Origin of the sequence: Paracoccus sp. S-4012, assembly GCF_009674885.1 — a bacterium.
In the GTDB taxonomy this organism is placed as follows: Bacteria; Pseudomonadota; Alphaproteobacteria; order Rhodobacterales; family Rhodobacteraceae; genus Paracoccus.
Genome location: NZ_WKKA01000003.1, coordinates 62,586 through 83,186, shown reverse-complemented (window position 1 = coordinate 83,186; position 20,601 = coordinate 62,586). Strand labels below are relative to the sequence as shown.

The following is a 20,601-nucleotide window of genomic DNA, read 5'->3' as shown; positions in this document are numbered from 1 at the left end:
TCAGCGGCTCTTGCGGCGGCGCCGGGCGGGCCGCGGCGGTTCGGCGGCCGCGCCCGACAGCACGCCGGACAGGGCGCGGCGCAGCTGCTGCACGTCGAAGGGCTTGCCCAGCAGCGCCGCGGCTTCGGTCGGGAGCTCATCGGCATCGGCGCGGAAGCCCGAGATGAAGAGGATCGGCAGGTCGCCCCGCCGCTCGCGCATCAGCGACCCGAGTTCGGGGCCGTTGATGCCCCCCGGCATCACGCAATCCGTCACCAGCAGGTCGATCGCGCCGGGGTCCACCGCCGCCGCCGCCTCGTCGGCCGTGGCATAGGCGGTCACCGCGCAGCCGAGATCGCCCAGCATCGCCTGCGTGACCTCGCGCAGCGCGGCGTTGTCCTCGACCAGTGCCACACGCAGCCCGGTCAAGTCCGCGGCCTCGGCCTCCGCCTGCGCCGCGGCGTTGTCAGCGGGCTGCGACATGGGGGGAAGGTAGAGATGCACCGTGGTGCCCTGCCCCACCTCGCTCTCGATCCTGAGACCGCCGCCCGACTGGCGCATGAAGCCGTAGATGGAGCTCAAGCCGAGGCCGGTGCCCTTGTCGGGGGCCTTGGTGGTGAAGAACGGTTCCAGCGCGCGGACCTGCGTCTCGGTGTCCATGCCGGTGCCGGTGTCTGCGACCGAGAGCCGGATGAACGCACCTTCCTCGAGGTCCAGACCCGCGGCGTCGTCGCCCTCCAGCCGCTCCAGCCCCGCCGTCACCTTCAGCGTGCCGCCCTCCGGCATCGCGTCGCGGGCGTTCACCACGAGGTTCACGATGGCGCCTTCGAGCTGCGAGGCGTCGAGCCAGACCGGCGGCAGGTCGGGCGCGATGTCGAGGGAGGCGGTGACGGTCTCGCCCAGCACCCGCTCGAACAACCCGCCGATGCGGTCGAGCGCGGCAGCCACGTCCAGCTCGCGCGGCTGCAGCTTCTGGCGCCGGGCGAAGCCCAGCAGGCGCTTGGTCAGGTCGGCGCAGCTCTCCGCCGCCTGCATGGCCAGCGACACGCGGCCGCGGGTCCGGTCGTCGAGGCCCTTCGCCGCCAGCACCCGGTCCAGCGAGCCGATGATGACGCCCAGCATGTTGTTGAAATCATGCGCCACGCCGCCCGAGAGCTGGCCCACGGCCTCGAGCTTCTGGGCATGGGTCAGCTGCTCCTCCAGCCGCCTGCGGCTGGTGATGTCGGAGATGACGCCGTAGAGCATCGGCCCGTCCTCGCCATCCTCGCGCCAGTCGGCCCGCTCCATCATCCAGCGGTCCTCGCTGCCGCAGCCGAGCCGGTATTCGATCTCGTAGCCGCCGGTCCGGGGCGCGGCCTCGATCGCAGCCTCCAGCCGCGGGCGCTCGTCGGGGTGGACGCGGGCGAGCCACTCGCCGACCTCGAACTCCTCCAGCTCCTGCGCGCCGCAGAGCGACTGGACATTGCCGCCGACGAAGCTGCGCCCGTCGGTGTCGGGGCCGGAAACGAACAGGGCCAGCGGCAGCGCCTCCAGCACCACGGCCTGGGTCCGCAGCGTCCGTTCCAGCTCGCGCGCGACCTCGGCCTCGCGGGCGCGGACGGCAAGGTTCTCGGCCATCAGCTGCCGCTCGGCCTCGGCGCGCAGCGCGATCTGGCGGCGCTGCTCGTAGAGCTGGGCGAAGACCTCGACCTTGGAGCGCAGGATCAGCGGCTCGGCCGGCTTCAGCACATAGTCCACCGCGCCAGCCGCATAGCCGCGGAACTGGTGCGAGGTCTCGCGGGCGGCGCCTGAGAGGAAGATGATCGGCACATGGCGCGAGCGCTCGCGCTGCCGGATGCGCTCGGCCGTCTCGTAGCCGTCCATGCCCGGCATCCGCACGTCGAGGAGGATCACCGCGAAGTCCTCGCGCAGCACGGCCCGGAGGGCCTCGGCCCCGGATCGCGCGGTGAAGACCGGATGACCCAGCTCGGCCAGCACCGCCTGCGCCGCCATCAGGTTCGCCTCGTCGTCGTCCACGACGAGGATGCGGGCCGGGGCGTCGGGGGCGGGCGCCGGTGCCATCAGGTGCCGTTCCTCGGCCGGCGGCGCTTCATCCAGGTCCTGAGGACGGCGATCAGCTCCTCCTTCTCGACCGGCTTCGACAGGTAGTCCGAGGCGCCCGCATTGAAGCAGCGCTCGCGGTCCTCGGTCATGGCCTTGGCGGTCACGGCGATCACCGGCAGGTCGCGGAAGCGCGCGTCGGCGCGGATGCGGCGCATGACCTCGTAGCCGTCCATCTCGGGCATCATGATGTCCACGAGGACGGCCGCGATGTCCGGTTCGGTGTCCAGCAGCTCCAGCCCGGCCTTGCCGCTCTCGGCGCTGACGACCTCGATCCCGTGATCCTCGAGCAGCGCGGTCATCGAGAAGATGTTGCGGATGTCGTCGTCGATCACCGCCACATGCTGTCCGGCGAGCAGGTCATCGCGCGAGCGCGCGGCGGTGATGGCCGCCCGCAGCGCCTCCGGCAGACGGTCCCATTTGAGGCGCAGCGTTCCCGCCACGGCGTCGAGCAGGCGCGGCTGCGCGTCAGTCTCTCCGCGCAGGACGACCTCCGCGCGGAGCGAGGCGAGAAGTTCGGCCGCGGCCTGATCCGGCTCGGCGTCGAGGCCGGCCAGCACCGGCGGCAGGTCGCGCCGCTGGCCGAGCGCGGTGAGCGCCGCGGACAGCGCCCGGTCCACGCCCGGCCCGAGGATCAGCACGGCATCGGCCGGCGTCTCGAGCGCCGCGGCAGCCCTCGCGGGCGTCACCTCGTCGATCGTCAGCCCCTCGATTTCTGCCAGCAACGGCCGGATATTCGCCGCGTGGCGCGCGTTCGACCGGACCAGCACGATCCGCCACTCGCGCCGCAGCGCCTGCGCCCGGAGCGCGTCGAACACCTCGACCAGACGGTCGCGGCTGACGGGCTTGCCGGAATACTCGATCCCGTGGCCGCGCAGCCGTTCCTCGTCGTCCACGACCGAGATGAGATGCACCGGCAGGTGGCGCATCTCGCGGTCGGTGGTCAGCCGGTCCACGAGCGCCCAGCCGTCCACATCGGGCAGCTGGATGTCGAGGCTGACGGCGTCCGGGTGGTGGTGGCGGATGACCGAGGGCAGCTCGCGCCCGCGGCCGAGGATCATGCCGTCGAAGCCGCGTTCCGTGGCGATGTCGAGGAGGATGCCGGCGAAGACCGGGTCGTCCTCGACGATGGCCACCAGCGGGCGGTCGCCGTTACGCGGCGCGGGCGCGACGCCTGGGGTTTCCTCGGCCGGCGGCGCCGTGGGCGCGGACTGCGGCTCCTCGCGCACGGGCGCGCGCACAGGTGCTTCGGCCTTCCGCGGCGCGGGCAGCGCGACGGGGGCCGAGGGCACCGCCTCCTCGTCGGCCAGCCCGTTCTCCAGCGGCAGGTAGAGGGTGAAGGTGCTGCCCGCGCCCTGCCGGGACACCAGCTCGATCTCGCCGCCGAGCAATGTCGCCAGCTCACGGCTGATCGAGAGCCCAAGCCCGGTGCCGCCGTAGCGGCGCGAGGTGGTGCCGTCGGCCTGCTGGAAGGCCTCGAAGATCACCTGCTGCTGCGCGGGCGCGATGCCGATGCCGGTATCCTCGACGGCGATCGCCACGCGCCGCGCCGCCGAGGCGAGGCGCGGGTTGCGGAAGTCCTGCGAGGGCGGCACCGGCGCGACCGAAAGGCGCACGCCGCCCTTGTCGGTGAACTTGAAGGCGTTCGAGAGCAGGTTCTTGACCACCTGCTGCAGCCGCATGGCGTCGGTGGTCATCGTCGGCGGCAGGTCGGGATCGACCCCGATTTCGAACGCCAGCCCCTTCTGCTCGGCCAGGTCGCGGAACTGGCGGTTCATGTTGTGGGCGAACTCCTCGAAGCGCATCGCCTCGGGCGACAGCACCACGGTCCCGCTCTCGATCTTCGAGAGGTCGAGGATGTCGTTGATCATCCGCAGCAGATCGTCGCCCGCGGCGTGGATCGTGGCGGCCTGCTCGACTTGCTTCTCGCTGAGGTTGCCGCGGCTGTTGTCGGCGAGGATCTTCGACAGGATCAGCAGGCTGTTGAGCGGCGTGCGGAGCTCATGGCTCATGTTGGCGAGGAACTCGGACTTGTATTTCGAGGTCAGGGCCAGCTGCTTGGCCTTCTCCTCCAGCTCGACGTTCTTGACGCTCAGCTCCTCCTGCTGCTGGCGCAGCATCTCCTCGGAATGGCGCATCCGCTCGGCCTGCTCCTCGAGCCGCGCGTTGGAGGACTGCATCTCGCCCTGCTGGGCCTGCAGCTCCTGCGTCAGGATCTGCGACTGGACGAGCAGCGCCTCGGTCCGCATCGACACGCGGATCGAGTTCATCACGATGCCGACGCTGTCCACCAGCTGGTCGAGGAAGGCGAGGTGAACCTCGGTGAAGCGGTTGAAGGAGGCGAGTTCGATCACGCCCTTGACGCGGTCCTCGAACACGATCGGCACCACGACGACGTTCAGCGGCGTGGCTTCGCCGAGGCCCGAGCGGATGCGGATATAGTCAGGCGGCACCTGCGTCAGCAGGATGCGGCTCTTCTCGACGATGCTCTGCCCCACCAGCCCCTCGCCGGGGCCGATGCGCGTGGCGAGGAACTTGCGCTCCGTCATGGCATAGGTCGCCGCCAGCTCGTAGACTTGGCCCTCGTCCTCGTCGCGCCGGACCCAGATGGCGCCGTGCTGGACCTCGATGAGCGGGGCGAGGCCCGAGAGCAGGATCTTGCTGACCGTCTTGAGGTCGTGCTGGCCCTGCACCAGTCGGGTGAAGCGGGTGAGGTTGGTCTTCAGCCAGTCCTGCTCGCGGTTGACCTCGGTCGTGTCGCGCAGGTTGGTGATCATGCGGTTGATGTCGTTCTTCAGCGCGCCGACCTCGCCCTTGGCATCGACGGTGATCGAGCGCGTGAGATCACCCTCGGCCACGGCGGTCGCCACCTCGGCGATGGCGCGGACCTGGGTCGTCAGGTTCTCGGCCAGCTGGTTCACGTTGTCGGTCAGGTCGCGCCACAGGCCCGAGGCGCCCGGCACCCGCGCCTGCCCGCCCAGCTTGCCGTCGATGCCCACCTCGCGGGCCACGTCCGTCACCTGGTCGCCGAAGGTGGCCAGCGTGTCGATCATGCCGTTGATCGTCTCGGCCAGTTCCGCCATCTCGCCCTTCACGTCGAGCGTCAGCTTGCGCTTCAGATCGCCATTGGCGACCGCGGTGACGACGCGGGCGATGCCGCGGACCTGGTTGGTCAGGTTGTCGGCCATCAGGTTCACGTTGTCGGTCAGGTCGGCCCAGGTCCCGGCCACGCCCGGCACCTGCGCCTGCCCGCCCAGCCGGCCCTGCGTGCCGACCTCGCGCGCGACCCGCGTCACCTCCGACGCGAAGGCGTTGAGCTGATCGACCATCGTGTTGATCGTGTTCTTCAGCGCCAGGATCTCGCCCCGCGCATCCACGTTGATCTTCTTGCTGAGGTCGCCGCGGGCGACGGCGGTCGTCACCTCGGCGATCTCGCGCACCTGGCTGGTCAGGTTCGTCGCCAGCCCGTTCACGTTCTCGGTCAGGTCGCGCCAGGTGCCCTCGACCCCCTCGACCCGCGCCTCGCCGCCGAGCTTGCCCTCGGTGCCCACGTCGCGCGCCACCCGCGTCACCTCGGAGGCGAAGCGGTTGAGCTGATCGACCATCGTGTTGATGGTCTCCTTCAGCTCCTGCATCTCGCCCTGGACATGGACGGTGATCTTCTTGGACAGGTCCCCCCTGGCGACGGCGGTCGTGACCTCGGCGATGTTGCGGACCTGCCCGGTCAGGTTCTCGGCCATCTGGTTCACGCGTTCGGTCAGGTCAGCCCAGGTGCCGGCGACGCCCTCGACCTGCGCCTGCCCGCCGAGGCGGCCCTCCGTCCCCACCTCGCGCGCGACCCGCGTGACCTCCGACGCGAAGGCCGAAAGCTGGTCGACCATCGTGTTGATCGTGTTCTTCAGCTCCGCGATCTCGCCCTTGGCGTCCACGGTGATCTTCTTGCCGAGATCGCCCCGCGCCACGGCCGTCGTCACCTCGGCGATCTCGCGCACCTGGCTGGTCAGGTTGGTGGCGAGGCCGTTCACGCTCTGCGTGAGCTTCTTCCAGGTCCCGGCCACGCCCTCGACCTCGGCCTGCCCGCCGAGGATGCCCTCGGTCCCGACCTCGCGCGCGACCCGCGTGACCTCGGAGGCGAATGCCGAGAGCTGCTCGACCATGGTGTTGATGACCTGCTTGATCTGCAGGATCTCGCCCTGGGCATCGACGGTGATCTGCTGCGTCAGGTCGCCCGAGGCGATCGCGGTCGCCACCTTCGACACGTCGCGCAGCTGGATCGTCAGGTTCCCGGCCATGCCGTTGACGCTGTCGGTCAGGTCGCGCCACGTCCCGGCGACGCCCTCGACGCGGGCCTGTCCGCCCAGCTTGCCCTCGGTCCCGACTTCGCGCGCGACCCGCGTGACCTCCGACGCGAAGGCGTTGAGCTGGTCCACCATGGTGTTGACGGTGTTCTTCAGCGTCAGCAATTCGCCCTGCACGTCGACGGTGATCTTCTTCGACAGATCCCCGCGGGCCACGGCGGTGGTGACTTCGGCGATGTCGCGCAGCTGCCCGGTCAGGTTCGAGGCCATGGCGTTCACGTTGTCGGTCAGGTCGCGCCACGTCCCCGCGACCCCCTCGACCCGCGCCTGACCGCCCAGCTTGCCCTCGCTGCCCACCTCGCGCGCGACGCGGCTGACCTCGGCCGAGAAGGACTTCAGCCGGCCCACCATGGTGTTGACCGCCTCGGCGGTCTGGAGCTGGTCGCCCCGGAGCTGGCGGCCGCCGATCTCCAGCGGCACGGATTGCGACAGGTCGCCCGCCGACACGCCGCGCACGACGCGGGTGATCGCCTCGCGATGGGCGACGCTGCCCTGGATCAGCCCGTTGACCGCATCCGCCGCATCGCGCCAGCCGCCGGCCGCCGTGTCGACCTGCATCCGCTCGGAGGTGAGGCCGTCCTCCATCACCGCGCGGCGCAGGCGCACCAGCTCCTGCACGATGGCGTTCTGCTGGGTGGCGAGCTCGTTATAAGCCTCGGCGACCGGCGCCTCGTCGCCTTCCTCCAGCAGCTTGATCGAGAAATCGCCGCGGGCGAGTGCCCGGAGCGCCGCGGGAAGGGCAATCTGGCTGCCGTCGGCGTTACTGACACGGAAGGGCATCGGGACTCCTGAGGGTCTTGATGGGCGCGTGAGGGGGACGGGTCAGGCGGCGCGGGCGCGCCGCTCGGCCGCCTGGGCGAGCACGGCGACCAGCTCGTCGGGCATGCAGGGCTTCTCGACCACCGCCACGGGGTCGAGCGCCTTGACCGCCGGCGCATCGGCGAGGAAGCTGTCGCCGGAGATGAAGATGATCGCGGTGCGGTGGTCGCGCGCTATCGCCTCGGCCGCCTCGATCCCGCTCGAGCCGCCCTTGAGGTTGCCGTCGATCAGCGCGATGTCGGGCCGGTGCATCCCGGCCAGCGCCACCGCCTCGTCCGCGGTGCGGGCGACGCCCACGACCTCGTAGCCAGCGTCTTCAATGACGTCGGTGAGAAAGATCGAAACCAGAACCTCGTCCTCTGCAATCAGGACGCGCAGCTTCGGCGGGGCACTCATTATGTAATTGTCCTCGGGGCGAAATATTTTTCCTGCCCTAACGCCCTTCGCGAGGCAACGCCAGTATGCGGCACCCTGACGCAGCGGCCCTGCGGCAGCAGGGTGACAACCCGGAACCCGCGCCGATTCGGCCGCCTGGAACGCGCCGCATCCCGCAAGGAGTCAGTAGCAGCCCTCCAGCAGCGCGCGGGTGTTTTCGAGCGTCATCTCGACCGGGTTGGTCCCGGTCGAGGGATCATCGAGCGCCTCCTGCGCGATGGCGTCGAGGTCCTCCTTCGGCACGCCGAGCGCGGTGAGGTTCGGCGGGATGCCGAGCTCCTCGCGCAGCGCCAGCACCCGGTCGAAGAAGCCCTCGAAGCCGCCCGCGATGCCGAGATAGGCCGCGGCGCGGGCGATGCGGTCTTCGATCGCGGGATGGTTGAAGCGCAGGACCATCGGCATCACGACGGCATTCGTGGTGCCGTGGTGGGTGCCGTAGCGCGCGCCCAGCGGATGCGACAGCGAATGGATCGCCCCCAGGCCCTTCTGGAACGCCACCGCTCCCATCGAGGCCGCCGCCATCATCTGCCCCCGCGCCTCGATGTCGCTGCCGTCCGCATAGGCGCGCGGCAGGTATTCGTTGACCAGCCGCAGACCCTCGAGCGCGATGCCGTGGCTCGTCGGGTGGAAGAAGGGCGAGGAATAGGCCTCGAGGCAATGCGCGAAGGCGTCCATCCCGGTGCCGGCGGTGATGGCCTTCGGCATCCCGACGGTCAGTTCCGGGTCGCAGATCGTCACCGTGGGCAGGATCCTGGGGTGGAAGATGATCTTCTTCACATGGGTTTCGCTGTTGGTCAGCACCCCCGCGCGGCCGACCTCGCTGCCGGTCCCGGCGGTGGTCGGCACGGCGATGATCGGCGCGATTCCCTGCGGATCGGCCCGGGTCCACCAGTCGCCGATGTCCTCGAAGTCCCAAACGGGGCGCGACTGCCCGGCCATGAAGGCCACCAGCTTGCCCAGGTCGAGCGCCGAGCCGCCGCCGAAGGCAACGACGCCGTCATGGCCGCCGTCGCGATAAACGGCCAGCCCGGCGGCGAGGTTCTTCTCGTTCGGGTTCGGATCGACCTCCGAAAACACCGTCCGCCCAAGGCCCGCGCCCTCCATGATCGCCAGCGTCGAGGCGGTAATCGGCAGCACGGCGAGCGCCCGGTCCGTCACCAGCAGCGGCCGCGCCATGCCCGCCGCCTCGCAGGCATCGGGAAGCTCCGCCACGCGGCCGGCGCCGAAGCGGATGGCGGTGGGATAGGACCAGTTGGCCTTGAGACTCATGCCTTCACCTTGCGGAAGTGGATGCTGCGCGGGCGCGTCACGGCGCGGTAGCCGAGGGACGACATCGAGGCGCCGCGGCCGGTGTCCTTCACCCCGGTCCAGGTCACGGCCGGGTCGATGTAGTCGGCGCGGTTCATGAAGACGGTTCCGGTCTCGATCCGGCGGCCGAGCGCCTCGGCGCGCTCGGGGTCGCTGGTCCAAAGCGACGCTGTCAGGCCGAAATCGCTGTCGTTCATCAGCCTGAGCGCCTCGTCGTCGCCCTTCACCGGCATGATGCCGACCACCGGCCCGAAACTCTCCTCGCGCATGACGCGCATCGAGTGGTTCACGCCCGTCAGCACCTGCGGCATCAGATAGGCGCCGCCGTCGTCGGCAGGGAAGTTCTGCCGCTCGATCAGCGGCGTGGCGCCCGCCGCGATGGCCTCGGCGGTCTGGTCGCGCACGACCTGGGCGAAGCGGGCGTTCGCCATCGGCCCGAGGGTGGTCTCCGGCTCGAAGGGATTGCCGAGACGGAGGTCGTTCACCCAGGCCACGCAGCGGCCGACGAAATCGTCATGCAGCCGCTCGTGGACATAGACCCGCTCGATCCCGCAGCAGCTCTGGCCGGCGTTGAACATAGCGCCGTCCATCAGCACGTCCACGGCCCAGTCGAGGTCCGCGTCCTCCATCACGTAGCCGGGGTCCTTGCCGCCGAGTTCCAGCCCCGTCGCAGTGAAGGTGCCGGCCGCCGCGCGCTCGATCGCCGCGCCCCCGGCGACGGAGCCGGTGAAGTTCACGAAGCCGAAGCTGCGGGCCCGGATCAGGCCCTCGGTCGTGACATGGTCGAGGACGAGGTTCTGGAACACGTCCTCGGGCACGCCGCCCGCATGCAGCGCTTCGGCCAGCCGCTCGCCGACCAGCAGGGTCTGGCTGGCGTGCTTCAGCACCACCGCGTTCCCGGCGACCAGTGCCGGGACGATGGTGTTGAGCGCGGTCATGTAAGGGTAGTTCCACGGCGCGATCACGAAAACGACGCCATGCGGCACCCAGTCGATGCGCCGCTCGAAGCGGGCGTCGGACTGCGTCACGATCGAAGCGAGCGCGTCCTCCGCGATGGCGGTCATGTGGGCCGCGCGCTCGTTGATGCCGCCGAACTCGCCGCCGTAGCGGGTCGGGCGGCCCATCTGCCAGGCGAGTTCCTCGACCACGCGCTCCTTCATGACGTTGAGCGCGGCGATCCCGGCGGTCACGCGCGCGATGCGGTCGGACAGCGGCAGCACGGCCCAGGCCGACTGCGCCGCTCGGGCGCGGGCCACGGCGGCGGTGGCGGCGTCGAAGCTCAGCGCCTCGCGCTCGGCATAGACCTCGCCGTTCACCGGCGAGACAAGGCGGATGACGGTCAATCCTCAGGCCCTCTCGAATCCATGCGCCAGTTCCCAGTCGGTGACGACGCGGTCGAACTGCTCGACCTCCCAGCGGGCGTTGTGGACGTAGTGGTCCACCACCTCGTCCCCCATCGCCCCGCGCAGGAACGCCGACCGGTCCAGCAACTCGGCCGCGTCGCGCAACGTCTTCGGGATCTCCGGCGCGGCCTCGTCGGCATAGAGGTCGCCGCCATGCTGCGGCCCCAGTTCCAGCCCCCGCTCGATCCCGTCGAGGCCAGCGGCAAGCTGCGCTGCGAGCGCCAGATAGGGGTTCAGGTCCGCGCCGCCCACACGGCACTCGACCCGCACTGCCTTGGTGTCCTCGCCACAGACGCGGTAGCCGGCGGTGCGGTTGTCGGTGGACCAGACCGCCTTGGTCGGCGCGAAGAGGCCGACACAGAAGCGCTTGTAGCTGTTGACATAGGGCGCGAGGAACACCGTCGACTCGGCCGCGTGCTCCAGCAGCCCGGCGAGATAGGCGCGCATCAGGTCGGACATGCCCGACGGCGCTGCGGGGTCATGGAAGGCGTTCCCGCCGTCCTTCATCAGCGACTGGTGGACATGGCTCGACGACCCCGCCTTGCCGTGGCGGTATTTCGCCATGAAACTTGCGGAAACCCCGTGCTGGAAGCCGATCTCCTTCACGGCCTGCTTGACCAGCACATGGTTGTCGGCGGTGTCGAGGGCGTCGGAGTAGCGGATGTTCACCTCCTCCTGCCCGGCATCGGCCTCGCCCTTCGAGCATTCGACCGGCACCCCGGCGCCGTAGAGGCCGTTACGGATCGCCCGCATCACCGGCTCGTCGCGCATGGTGCCGAGGATCGAGTAGTCGATGTTGTAGGGCGCCATCGGCTGAAGGTCGTGCCAGCCGCGCGCCGCATGGGCGTCGTAGCTGTCGCGGAACAGGTAAAACTCGAGCTCCGTCGCCATCATCGGCGTGAAGCCCATTGCCTCGGCCCGCGCGATCTGGCGCTTGAGCACCGCGCGGGGCGAGACGGCGATCTCCTCATGCCCGTGGTGGTCCATCACGTCGCAGAGGACCATGGCCGTGCCCGGCATCCACGGGATGCGGCGCAGCGTCGCCATGTCGGGCCTGTGCATGTAGTCGCCATAGCCCATGCCCCATGAGGCCGAGGCGTAGCCCTGCACCGTGTTCATCTCGAGGTCGGTGGCCAGCAGGTAGTTGCAGCCATGCGTGCCCTCATGGGCGGTCTCGATGAAGTTGCTGACGTGGAACCGCTTGCCCATCAGGCGGCCCTGCATGTCGATGATCGCCGTTATGACCGTGTCGATGGTCCCCGCGGCGGCCTCGGCCTTCAACTGCTCCAGGCTCAGGTTTCCCGGCATCTCTCCCCTCCCCGGCGACGGACGCGGCGGGCCGCGTCCGTCCGTCGCCTGCCCCCCGCTCAGTAGCGGTAGGGGGCGCCTGCCTTCAGCATGGTTGCGTTGTAGTTCTTGAAGATCTCCACGACCTTCGCCTTGATCTCGGACTCGGCCGCGATCTCGTCCCAGAAGACCTCTGCCGCCGCCTCGACCTGCGCCCATTCCTGGGCCGGGATCGTGGTCAGCTGCAGCTTCGGGCCGTTCACGCGCAGGTCGGCCTCGCCACCCCAGTACCACCACTGGCGGTAGTAATGCGACTGCTCGAAGCAGACCCGCATCAGCTCCTTGAGATGCTCGGGGACCTCGTTCCAGCGGTCCTGATTGGCGAAGAAATGTCCGATCCAGGCGCCGGAGATGGGGTTGGTGAGGTAGTAGCTGGTCACGTCGGCCCAGCCTACGGTGTAGTCCTCGGTGATGCCGGACCACGCCACGCCGTCGATCTCGCCGGTCTGCAGGGCGACCTGCACGTCCTCATAGGGGATCTGCACCGGCACGACCCCGAACTGGGCGAGGAATCGGCCGGCGGTGGGGAAGGTATAGATGCGCTTGCCGTTCAGGTCGGCGAGGCTGTTGATCGGCTCGCGCGTGGCGAAGTTGCAGGGGTCCCACGACCCGGCCGAAATGTGCTGGACGCCGACCTTGGCGTATTCCTCCTCCCAGATCTGCTTCAGCCCGTACTGGTTGAAGAGCACCGGCACATCGAGGCTGTAGCGCAGGGTCAGCGGGAAGTAGCCGCCGAAGACCGTGACCTCGGTCGGCGACTGCATCGAGTCGTCGTCCGACTGCACCGCGTCGATGGTGCCCGACTGCATCGCCCGGAACAGCTCGGACGTGGGCACGAGCTGGTCGGCGTAGTAGAGCTCGATCTCCATCTGGCCGTTGGCGATCTTGTTGAAGCTGTCGATGGCGGGCTTGGCGACATGCTCGCCCAGGGCCGCGCCGGCATAGGTCTGCATCCGCCAGCGGAGCGGCGCGCCCTGCGCGATCGCAGGCGCGGCCAGCGCCGCCGCGGCGCCGCCCAGGGCGCCGGTGGCGAGGAACTTGCGTCGGGTGGTCATCTTCTCCTCCTGTGCTGGGTTCAGGGGTGGTTGATCCACCCTCGGGGTTCATCGGGAATAGACGAGATTGGGCAGCCAGAGCGCAATCTCCGGGAAGCGCATGATGATGCCGAGGGTCAGCAGCATCAGCAGCACGATCGGCACGATGGAGCGGTAGATGTCGCCCAGGGTCACATGCTCGGGGGCCATCGCGCGCATCAGGAACAGGTTGTAGCCGAAGGGCGGCGAAATATAGGCAATCTGGCAGGTGATGGTGTAGAGAATGCCGTACCAGATCAGCACCTGCTCGGGCGGGATGCCGAGGTCGAGCTTCGCCACCAGCGGAATGTAGAGGGGCGCGACGATCACCAGCATGGCGGTGTCGTCGAGGAACATGCCCATGACCAGGAAGGTCAGCTGCATCAGGATCAGCACGCCCCAGGGCGACAGGCCGAGTTCGCCGAGAAACAACCCCTCGATCGCGCGCACCGCGCCGAGGCCGTCGAACACCGCGCCGAAGGCCAGCGCGGCCAGCAGGATCCACAGGAACATGCAGGTGACGCCGAGGGTCTGGACCGAACAGGTCTCGAACACCGCCTTTGTGAAGCGCCCCCGCGCCAGGGCCACGATGGTGGTCACGGCCGCTCCGATCACCGAGGCTTCCACGAGGCTCGCCCAGCCGTAGAGGAACGGCCCCATCATCGAGAAGAAGATTACCAGCGGCATGATGCCGGCGCTGAGGAGCCGCAGCTTCTCGGCCCGCGGGATGTTGCGCTCCGACTTCGGGAGCGGCGGTCCCAGCGACGGCTTCAGCCCGGAGCGGATCACGATGTAGACGATGAAGATCGCCGCCATCAGCAGCCCTGGCAGCATCCCCGCGAGCCACAGCTGCCCGACCGGCTGCCGCGCGATCATGGCGTAGAGGACCAGCACCACCGAGGGCGGCACCAGGATGCCGAGGCTCGAGCCGCCCTGGATGATGCCGGTGACCATCACCTTGTCGTAGCCGCGGCGCAGCATCTCGGGCAGCGCGATGGTGGCGCCGATGGCGAGGCCCGCGACCGAGAGCCCGTTCATGGCCGAGATCAGCACCATCAGCAGCACCGTGCCGATGGCGAGGCCGCCCGGCACCGGGCCGAACCAGACGTGGAACATGCGGTAGAGGTCGTCCGCCATGCGCGTCTCGGACATGACGTAGCCCATCCAGACGAACATCGGCAGCGTCAGCATCGGATACCAGTTCATCAGCTTGATTGCACTGGTGAAGGGAATGGCCGAGCCGCCCGTGCCCCAGAGCGCGACACCCGCGAGCGCGGCGATGAAGCCGATGACGGCGAAGACCCGCTGGCCGGTCAGCAGCAGGATCAGCATGCCCCCGAACATCGTGACGGCGATGTATTCGTAGGGCATCAGAACTCCTTGCCGCGCAGGAAGGCGATGTCGCGGATCAGGAAGCAGACCGACTGCAGCAGCATCATGGCCGCGCCGGTCACGATGATGATCTTCACCGGCGCCAGATACGGCCGCCAGACCGAGCGCGACCGCTCGCCCACCTCGAGCGCGTAGATCACACTGTCGAGCCCGCCCCAGATGATGACGCCGAGAAAGAGGATCATCGCGAAGACGGTGACGGCATCCACCATCGCACGGCGCCGCGGGCTCCACCGCTGGTAGAGCAGGTCCATGCGGACATTGGCGCCCAGCTGCAGCGCGTAGGCACCGCCCAGCATGAAATAGGCGACCAGCGTGAACTGCGACATCTCCTGCGTCCAGAGCGGCGGTCGGAAGAAGGCCTTGGCGATGATCGACCAGAGCAGGATCGCGCCGAGGGCGAAGAAGAGCAGCATCGCCGCGCGGCCGACGTAGTAGTTGAAGCCCTCGACGATGCGGACGGTGCGGATCACCCAGCCCGGCATCACGCCGCCCTCCCCTTCACCGGCAGCGCGGCGCGGGCGCGCTCCAGCACCGGGGCGAGTTGCGCGGCCATCGCCGCCTGCGCGGCGGCGTCGGCGATCAGGTCGTTGCGGATCTCCAGCATGGCGTGCGGCAGCCCGTGCGGGGTCGCGTGCAGCTTCAGCGTATGGGCGACGCCGTCGGCCGCGGAATAGGGCTGGTTCAGCGCGGTTCGCAGCGGCAGGTCGCGCGCGGCGTCGGCGAGCGCGAGGGCGAAGCTCGCGTCGGTGTCGTGGATGATGCCCAGCTCCACCGTCCGCGGGGTGCCGAACCAGAGCGGGGTGAAGCTGTGGATCGTCACCAGCACCGGCCGCCTCCCCCGCGCCAGCATCCGCGCCAGTTGCCGCGTCAGCGCCGCCTGGAAGGGCAGATAGACCGCCTCGGTCCGTTCGATCCGCGCCGCCGCGTCGAGGCCGAGATTGCCGGGGATGTCGAACGCCTCCGACCGCTCACACATCGCGCCCGGCGCGTCGGGCGGCCGGTTGCAGTCATAGACGAGCCGCGAGGCGGTGGCGGCGACCAGCGGCGAGCCGAGCACGTCCGAAAGCCCCCGCGCCAACCCGAGCGCGCCGGGGTCCCAGGCGACATGCGCCTGCCGCGCGGCCTCATCGAGGCCGAGACCGCCGAACTCCTCCGGGAAGGCGTTGGAGGCGTGCTCGCACACGAAGAGGAACTGCCCCGGCGCGTCGGCATGCCTCACCTCCGTTGTCGCGATCATCAGCCCCTCCCAAGACCTGCTGCGAGGCTGTCGCGGCGGCGGGTATCCGTCAAGATCTTTTCGTGAGTATCCCTGCTGTTACGATTCTTCCCGGATGCGCCGGTCGGTGCTAGGCTCCCCGCCGACCGGGAGGGCGTCCGATGCAGCCGCAGACCATGCTCGAACGCCTCCACGCCGCCTCGCGGGCCCTCACCCCGGCCGAGCGGCAGCTGGCGGCGCATCTGCGGCGCAACTACCCGGTCGCGGGCCTTGTCTCGATCACGCGGCTGGCCGCCGAGGCCGGGGTGTCCTCGCCCACGGTCCTGCGGCTCGTCCACAAGCTTTCGTTCCGCGGCTACCCGGAGTTCCAGTCGGCGCTGAGGGACGAGCTGGCGGCGCAGCTCGTCTCGCCGCTGGCGAAGCACGAACGCTGGTCCGGCGCGGCGCCGGAGGGGCATGTCCTCAACCGCTTCGCCGCGGCCGTGGCGGGCAACCTGCAGGCGACCCTGGCGCAGGTCGACCCCGGCGACTTCGACGCCACCGCCGCCCTGCTGGCCGACCCGGAGCGGCGGGTGCTGGCGGTCGGCGGCCGGATCACCCATGCGCTCGCCGATTACCTCTGCACCCACCTCACGGTGATCCGGCCGGGGGTGCAGCTGATCGCCAACGCCGCCTCGGGCTGGCCGCCCGCGATGCTCGACCTGAAGCGGGGCGACGTGCTGGTGGCCTTCGACATCCGCCGCTACGAGAGCGCGGTGGGTTCGCTGGCCTCGATGGCGGCCGAGCATGGGGCTGAGGTCGTCCTCTTTACCGACCAGTGGCTCTCGCCCGCCGCCAGCCACGCGACGCATGTGTTTCCCGCGCATGTCGAGGCGCCCTCGGCCTGGGATTCGAACTCGGTGCTGATGGTGCTGGTGGAGACGCTGCTCGCGGCGGTGCAGGCGCTGACCCATGACGAGACGCGCGCGCGGATGGCCCGGCTGGAGGAGCTTTACGACCGGAGCAAGCTGCTGCGCTCGCGGTGATGTCGGGGCGATGGTGCGTGGAAACCACGCACCATACGAAGCGGCGCGGATCTTTCTGCGTGGAATTTCAACGCGTAGGGTGCGTGCTCCGCGCGCACCGCCCCTGTCCCGTGAACCCCGGCCTCCCTCCCGACCGCGCCTCCGACTGACCCGCCGCCAAGCCCCCCGGCCTTGTGACCCCCCGCTGTTGGGGCCACAATACGCGCCGAACAGTTACGCCACTTATTGAGATGTGAGGGATCATGGCACGGCACGGCAAGACCACCAACGACAACAGCAGCGGCCCCTCCACCATGAGCACCGGCGCCCCGGCGCCGAGCGACCGCAACTCGCTGACCATCGGGCCGGACGGCCCGGTCCTGCTCCACGACGTCCACTTCCTCGAGCAGATGGCGCATTTCAACCGCGAGAAGACCATCGAGCGCCAGCCCCATGCCAAGGGTGGCGGCGCCTTCGGGGTCTTCGAGACGACCGAGGACGTGTCGAAATACACCCGCGCCGCCCTCTTCCAGAAGGGCGCCCAGACCGAGATGCTGGCCCGCTTCTCGACCGTGGCGGGCGAGCAGGGCAGCCCCGACACCTGGCGCGACGTGCGCGGCTTCAGCCTCAAGTTCTACACCGACGAGGGCAACTACGACCTCGTGGGCAACAACACGCCGATCTTCTTCGTCCGCGACCCGATGAAGTTCCCGCACTTCATCCGCAGCCAAAAGCGCCTGCCCGACAGCGGGTTGCGCGACAACCACATGCAGTGGGACTTCTGGACCAGCAACCCCGAGAGCGCGCACCAGGTCACCTATCTGATGGGCCAGCGCGGCCTGCCGCGCACCTGGCGGAACATGAACGGCTACGGCTCGCACACCTACATGTGGTATAACGCCAAGGGCGAGAAGTTCTGGGTGAAGTATCACTTCCACACCCGCCAGGGGATGAAGTTCTTCACCAATGCCGAGGCGGCCGAGATGGCCGGGCGCGACAGCGACTATCACCGCGGCGACCTGTTCCGCGCAATCGCGGCGGGCGAGTTCCCGCAATGGGACCTCAAGGTGCAGATCATGCCCTACGAGGACGCCAAGGACTACCGCTTCAACCCGTTCGACCTGACCAAGACCTGGCCGCATGCGGACTATCCGCTGATTCCGGTCGGCGTCATGACGCTGAACCGCAACCCCGAGAACTTCTTCGCGCAGATCGAGCAGGCCGCCTTCTCGCCCGGCAACACGGTGCCGGGGATCGGCCTCTCGCCCGACAAGATGCTGCAGGGCCGCGCCTTCGGCTACAACGACGCCCAGAGGAACCGCATCGGCGCGAACTTCCACCAGCTGCCGGTGAACCGGCCGAAGGTGCCGGTGAACACCTACATGATGGACGGGCCGATGAACTACCATCACACCGGCGCCGCCCCCGTCTATGTCCCCAACAGCGGCGGCCGCGAATGGGCCGACGACACCGGGCCGATGACGGACGGCTGGGAGACCGACGGCCCGATGGTCCGCAGCGCATACAAGATGCGCTCGAACGACGACGACTTCGGCCAGCCGGGGACGCTCGTGCGCGAGGTGATGGACGACGCGCAGCGGGCGGAACTGGTCGACCAGGTCGCGGGCAGCCTGCTCGGCGGCGTGCGCGAGCCGGTGCTGAGCCGCGCCTTCGACTACTGGAAGAGCATCGACCGCGACGTGGGCGCGCGGATCGAGAGGAAGGTGAAGGAGGGCAGCGCGCCCCGCCCCGCCGAGGGCATGGGCGAGGGCTGAGGCAGAGCGAAAGCGATTGCGGCTCGCCGATGGCCGCAATCCACGATCCGCGAGCCTGCCGTTTTCGCATGCGGCAGGCTCTTTCTTTTTTCTCTGGCCGGGGCGTTCTTCCCGCCGCGGCACTACCCCTCCCCGCAGCCGGTCTGGAACCCACCGGCGCAATGGGCCGCCAGCCGCGCACTGTCGGCATCGGTCCACTCGGACGGGGCCGTCACGGCCCGCCAGGGGCCGATATAGTCCGGCGCGTAGTAGGCGTGGCCGTGGCCCGGCGGGGCGGTGTTGGCGAGCGCCATGTCCATCGCCAGCTGGAATTGCGTCACCACCGGGATGAAGCGCAGTTCGGGCGAGACGTCCGGCGCGGGCGGCTCGCGCATCCAGGCGGGCGCGCGGAAGAGCGAGGTCGGCTCGTAGAAGACGATCGGATCGCTGGAATACTGCAGGAACACCAGCCGCATGTTGCCCCAGCCGTCGGGCGGTCCGGCCGGCTTGAAGTGGCTGGCGAAGCGGATCAGGCGGCCGTCGCCGACCACCGGCGCGACATAGGGGCTGCCGGGATTGCGCGCCGCGACCGCCTGGTTCCAGAAGGACGAGGGAAACGGCGGCCCGGCCCACAGCGCGCCGTCGATCGGATCGTCGAGGAGCGCGAAGAGGTCGGTGCCGAACATCGAGGCCCAGGCCCCGAGGCTCAGCCCGTGCATGTAGAGCCTCGGGCGGCCGTCCTCGGGCAGCGTGCGCCAGTATTCATGCACCGTGCGGATCAGCGCCCGCGCCTGATCCAGCCCCGAGCCGGTCTCGAGGATCAGCGCCAGCGGCGATTGCAGGTAGCTGTACTGCACCGCCACCGTCGCGATGTCGCCGCCATGCATGAACTCGACCACGTCCATGCTGCCGGGATCGAGCCAGCCGGTGCCGGTGGGCATCGCCACGATCAGCACCTCGCGCTCGAACCCGCCCTGGCGGATCAGCTCCTGCAGCGCCACCTCGGCCCGCTCCTCGGCGCTTTCGGCCTGCGCGAGGCCGACATAGATGCGGATCGGCCGCAGCGCGGGGCGGCCGGTGAAACCGGCAATCGCCTCGGCATCGGGCCCGCCGGTCACGTAGTCCCGCCCCGGCTGACCCATCGCCGCCCATTCCACGAGCGAGCCCGCGCTGCCGGTCACGAAGGGATCGCCGGGCGGCGGCGGGCCGGTCTCGAACAGCTCCTGCGCGCTGGCGTAGAAGTTGTCCGCGGCGCGCACCAGGCGGTCGACGATGCCGTCTCGGGTGATGAAGAACAGCGCCGCGGCGACGAGGATCAGGCCGGCGACATCGGCTGTGCGCTCGGGCATGTAGCGGTAGAGGTGGCGCCGGGTGCGGTCGAAGGCCACCCGGATCAGCGTGCCGAGGATCAGCAGCGCCGCGAAGACGGCGGTGGCGAGCAGCACCATGCCGAGGACCCGCGCGTTCTCCTCGGGCTCGCGGCCCATGAGCACGCGGATCTGGTTCTGCCAGCGGCCGGCATTGGCGAGGCAGAAGACCAGCACCCCGAGGATCGGGATGGCGAGGATGGTATGCGCGGCCTCCGCCCTGCGGCCGCGCAGCAGCGGCAGATACATCTGCCGCCAGACGGTCAGCAGAAAGCGCCCGATCATGTAGCCCGCCGCCCCGACGACGCCGCCAAGGACCCCCTGCACCACCCCGCTCCTCGGAATCAGCGAGGGGGTCAGCGATACCGCGAAGAACAGCAGCCCCAGAAGCAGCGGCAGGAGCGGCAGGCCGAAGAAGGTGCGGGGACGCGCCAAGCGGAATTCTCGTGACCAAGCGCCACGGGCGGCCGCGGCCGCTGCCACGATAGCGTCGGCACGGGGCGGATTTGAAGCGCCATTGCGGCGGAACGGCGGCGATGCGGGCCGCGTTCGCCCGCATGGATGCCTCCGTCTTCATCCCCGGGCATTTCACCTGGGCCGACGCGATCCTGCGGATCGCGGTCGCGCTGATCCTGTCGCTCGGCCTCGGGATGGAGCGGTTCCTGCGCAAGAAGCCGATCGACTTCCGCCCCTTCGCGATCATCGCGCTCGCGTCCTGCGCGCTGACGGTGGCGATCGTCGAGTTCGCCTACCGCACCGACACCGAGACGATCTCGATCGATCCTGGGCGGGTCCTCAGCGGGGTGATGACCGGCATCGGCTTCATCGGCGCCGGCGCCCTCTTCCGCGAGGAGCATACGGTCTATGGCGCCGGCTCCGCCGCCTCGATCTGGGCCTCGGGCGCGATCGGCCTCATCTGCGGGCTGGGATTGCTGTGGCTCGCGGCGCTGCTGACCGCCGCGCTCGTGGGCCTGCTGGTCCTCAGCCGCCCGTTCACGCAGGACTACACCATCCGCATCGACGACGAAGAGGAGGAGTAACCC

Annotated in this window: 14 protein-coding genes; 3 read left to right on the top strand and 11 right to left on the bottom strand. The window is 69.5% G+C overall.

All coding sequences use genetic code 11. The features are described from left to right. The 10 genes from GI374_RS05765 to GI374_RS05720 all read right to left on the bottom strand — a co-directional run bounded on the left by GI374_RS05765 (window position 1) and on the right by GI374_RS05720 (window position 15,454). Window positions 1–2,040, bottom strand: a complete 2,040-nt coding sequence (locus tag GI374_RS05765) for a response regulator (protein WP_154336082.1) — start codon at window positions 2,038–2,040, stop codon at window positions 1–3. Beyond that, window positions 2,040–7,217, bottom strand: a complete 5,178-nt coding sequence (locus tag GI374_RS05760; RefSeq protein ID WP_154336081.1) for a HAMP domain-containing protein — start codon at window positions 7,215–7,217, stop codon at window positions 2,040–2,042. Before GI374_RS05760 ends, GI374_RS05765 begins: the two co-directional genes overlap by 1 nt. 42 nt (window positions 7,218–7,259) lie before the next feature. Further along, window positions 7,260–7,652: a response regulator gene (locus GI374_RS05755; RefSeq protein WP_154336080.1), complete on the bottom strand. Its 393-nt coding sequence runs from the start codon at window positions 7,650–7,652 to the stop codon at window positions 7,260–7,262. A 162-nt stretch (window positions 7,653–7,814) separates the two neighbouring features. Continuing rightward, complete coding sequence (locus GI374_RS05750) at window positions 7,815–8,960, bottom strand: iron-containing alcohol dehydrogenase (RefSeq protein ID WP_154336079.1); 1,146 nt, start codon at window positions 8,958–8,960, stop codon at window positions 7,815–7,817. After that, the gene (locus GI374_RS05745) at window positions 8,957–10,342 is read right to left on the bottom strand and encodes an aldehyde dehydrogenase family protein (RefSeq protein WP_154336078.1); all 1,386 of its coding nucleotides are present in this window, start codon (window positions 10,340–10,342) and stop codon (window positions 8,957–8,959) included. The genes GI374_RS05750 and GI374_RS05745 overlap by 4 nt, the downstream gene beginning before the upstream one ends. 3 nt (window positions 10,343–10,345) lie before the next feature. Further along, window positions 10,346–11,710, bottom strand: a complete 1,365-nt coding sequence (locus tag GI374_RS05740) for a glutamine synthetase family protein (RefSeq protein WP_154336077.1) — start codon at window positions 11,708–11,710, stop codon at window positions 10,346–10,348. A gap of 59 nt (window positions 11,711–11,769) precedes the next feature. Then, window positions 11,770–12,804 (bottom strand): TRAP transporter substrate-binding protein, encoded by a 1,035-nt coding sequence (locus tag GI374_RS05735; protein ID WP_154336076.1) that lies wholly within the window; start codon window positions 12,802–12,804, stop codon window positions 11,770–11,772. A 48-nt stretch (window positions 12,805–12,852) separates the two neighbouring features. After that, window positions 12,853–14,193 (bottom strand): TRAP transporter large permease subunit, encoded by a 1,341-nt coding sequence (locus GI374_RS05730; RefSeq protein ID WP_154336075.1) that lies wholly within the window; start codon window positions 14,191–14,193, stop codon window positions 12,853–12,855. Beyond that, the gene (locus tag GI374_RS05725; RefSeq protein ID WP_154336074.1) at window positions 14,193–14,699 is read right to left on the bottom strand and encodes a TRAP transporter small permease subunit; all 507 of its coding nucleotides are present in this window, start codon (window positions 14,697–14,699) and stop codon (window positions 14,193–14,195) included. Before GI374_RS05725 ends, GI374_RS05730 begins: the two co-directional genes overlap by 1 nt. Continuing rightward, entirely contained in the window at window positions 14,699–15,454 is a 756-nt protein-coding gene (locus GI374_RS05720; protein WP_154336073.1) for an N-formylglutamate amidohydrolase, read from the bottom strand. Before GI374_RS05720 ends, GI374_RS05725 begins: the two co-directional genes overlap by 1 nt. A gap of 140 nt (window positions 15,455–15,594) precedes the next feature. Between GI374_RS05720 and GI374_RS05715 the strand changes: the two genes are divergently transcribed. Together GI374_RS05715 and GI374_RS05710 are read left to right on the top strand one after the other, a co-directional pair. After that, entirely contained in the window at window positions 15,595–16,458 is an 864-nt protein-coding gene (locus GI374_RS05715; RefSeq protein ID WP_154336072.1) for a MurR/RpiR family transcriptional regulator, read from the top strand. A gap of 242 nt (window positions 16,459–16,700) precedes the next feature. Continuing rightward, window positions 16,701–18,212 carry a catalase gene (locus GI374_RS05710; RefSeq protein WP_154336071.1) on the top strand — a complete coding sequence of 504 codons (1,512 nt, stop codon included), beginning with the start codon at window positions 16,701–16,703 and terminating at the stop codon, window positions 18,210–18,212. Window positions 18,213–18,334: 122 nt separating this feature from the next. Here GI374_RS05710 and GI374_RS05705 read toward each other — a convergent pair whose 3' ends face one another. Continuing rightward, entirely contained in the window at window positions 18,335–19,993 is a 1,659-nt protein-coding gene (locus GI374_RS05705) for an alpha/beta-hydrolase family protein (RefSeq protein ID WP_154336070.1), read from the bottom strand. A gap of 101 nt (window positions 19,994–20,094) precedes the next feature. Between GI374_RS05705 and GI374_RS05700 the strand changes: the two genes are divergently transcribed. Beyond that, window positions 20,095–20,598, top strand: a complete 504-nt coding sequence (locus tag GI374_RS05700; protein ID WP_229582725.1) for an MgtC/SapB family protein — start codon at window positions 20,095–20,097, stop codon at window positions 20,596–20,598. Window positions 20,599–20,601 lie beyond the last annotated feature (3 nt).

Coding starts and splice junctions, on each gene's coding strand:
- GI374_RS05765 (WP_154336082.1), bottom strand. CDS start 2,040: ATGGCACCGGCGCCCGCCCCCGACGCCCCGGCCCGCATCCTCGTCGTG.
- GI374_RS05760 (WP_154336081.1), bottom strand. CDS start 7,217: ATGCCCTTCCGTGTCAGTAACGCCGACGGCAGCCAGATTGCCCTTCCC.
- GI374_RS05755 (WP_154336080.1), bottom strand. CDS start 7,652: ATGAGTGCCCCGCCGAAGCTGCGCGTCCTGATTGCAGAGGACGAGGTT.
- GI374_RS05750 (WP_154336079.1), bottom strand. CDS start 8,960: ATGAGTCTCAAGGCCAACTGGTCCTATCCCACCGCCATCCGCTTCGGC.
- GI374_RS05740 (WP_154336077.1), bottom strand. CDS start 11,710: ATGCCGGGAAACCTGAGCCTGGAGCAGTTGAAGGCCGAGGCCGCCGCG.
- GI374_RS05735 (WP_154336076.1), bottom strand. CDS start 12,804: ATGACCACCCGACGCAAGTTCCTCGCCACCGGCGCCCTGGGCGGCGCC.
- GI374_RS05730 (WP_154336075.1), bottom strand. CDS start 14,193: ATGCCCTACGAATACATCGCCGTCACGATGTTCGGGGGCATGCTGATC.
- GI374_RS05725 (WP_154336074.1), bottom strand. CDS start 14,699: ATGCCGGGCTGGGTGATCCGCACCGTCCGCATCGTCGAGGGCTTCAAC.
- GI374_RS05720 (WP_154336073.1), bottom strand. CDS start 15,454: ATGATCGCGACAACGGAGGTGAGGCATGCCGACGCGCCGGGGCAGTTC.
- GI374_RS05715 (WP_154336072.1), top strand. CDS start 15,595: ATGCAGCCGCAGACCATGCTCGAACGCCTCCACGCCGCCTCGCGGGCC.
- GI374_RS05710 (WP_154336071.1), top strand. CDS start 16,701: ATGGCACGGCACGGCAAGACCACCAACGACAACAGCAGCGGCCCCTCC.
- GI374_RS05700 (WP_229582725.1), top strand. CDS start 20,095: ATGCGGGCCGCGTTCGCCCGCATGGATGCCTCCGTCTTCATCCCCGGG.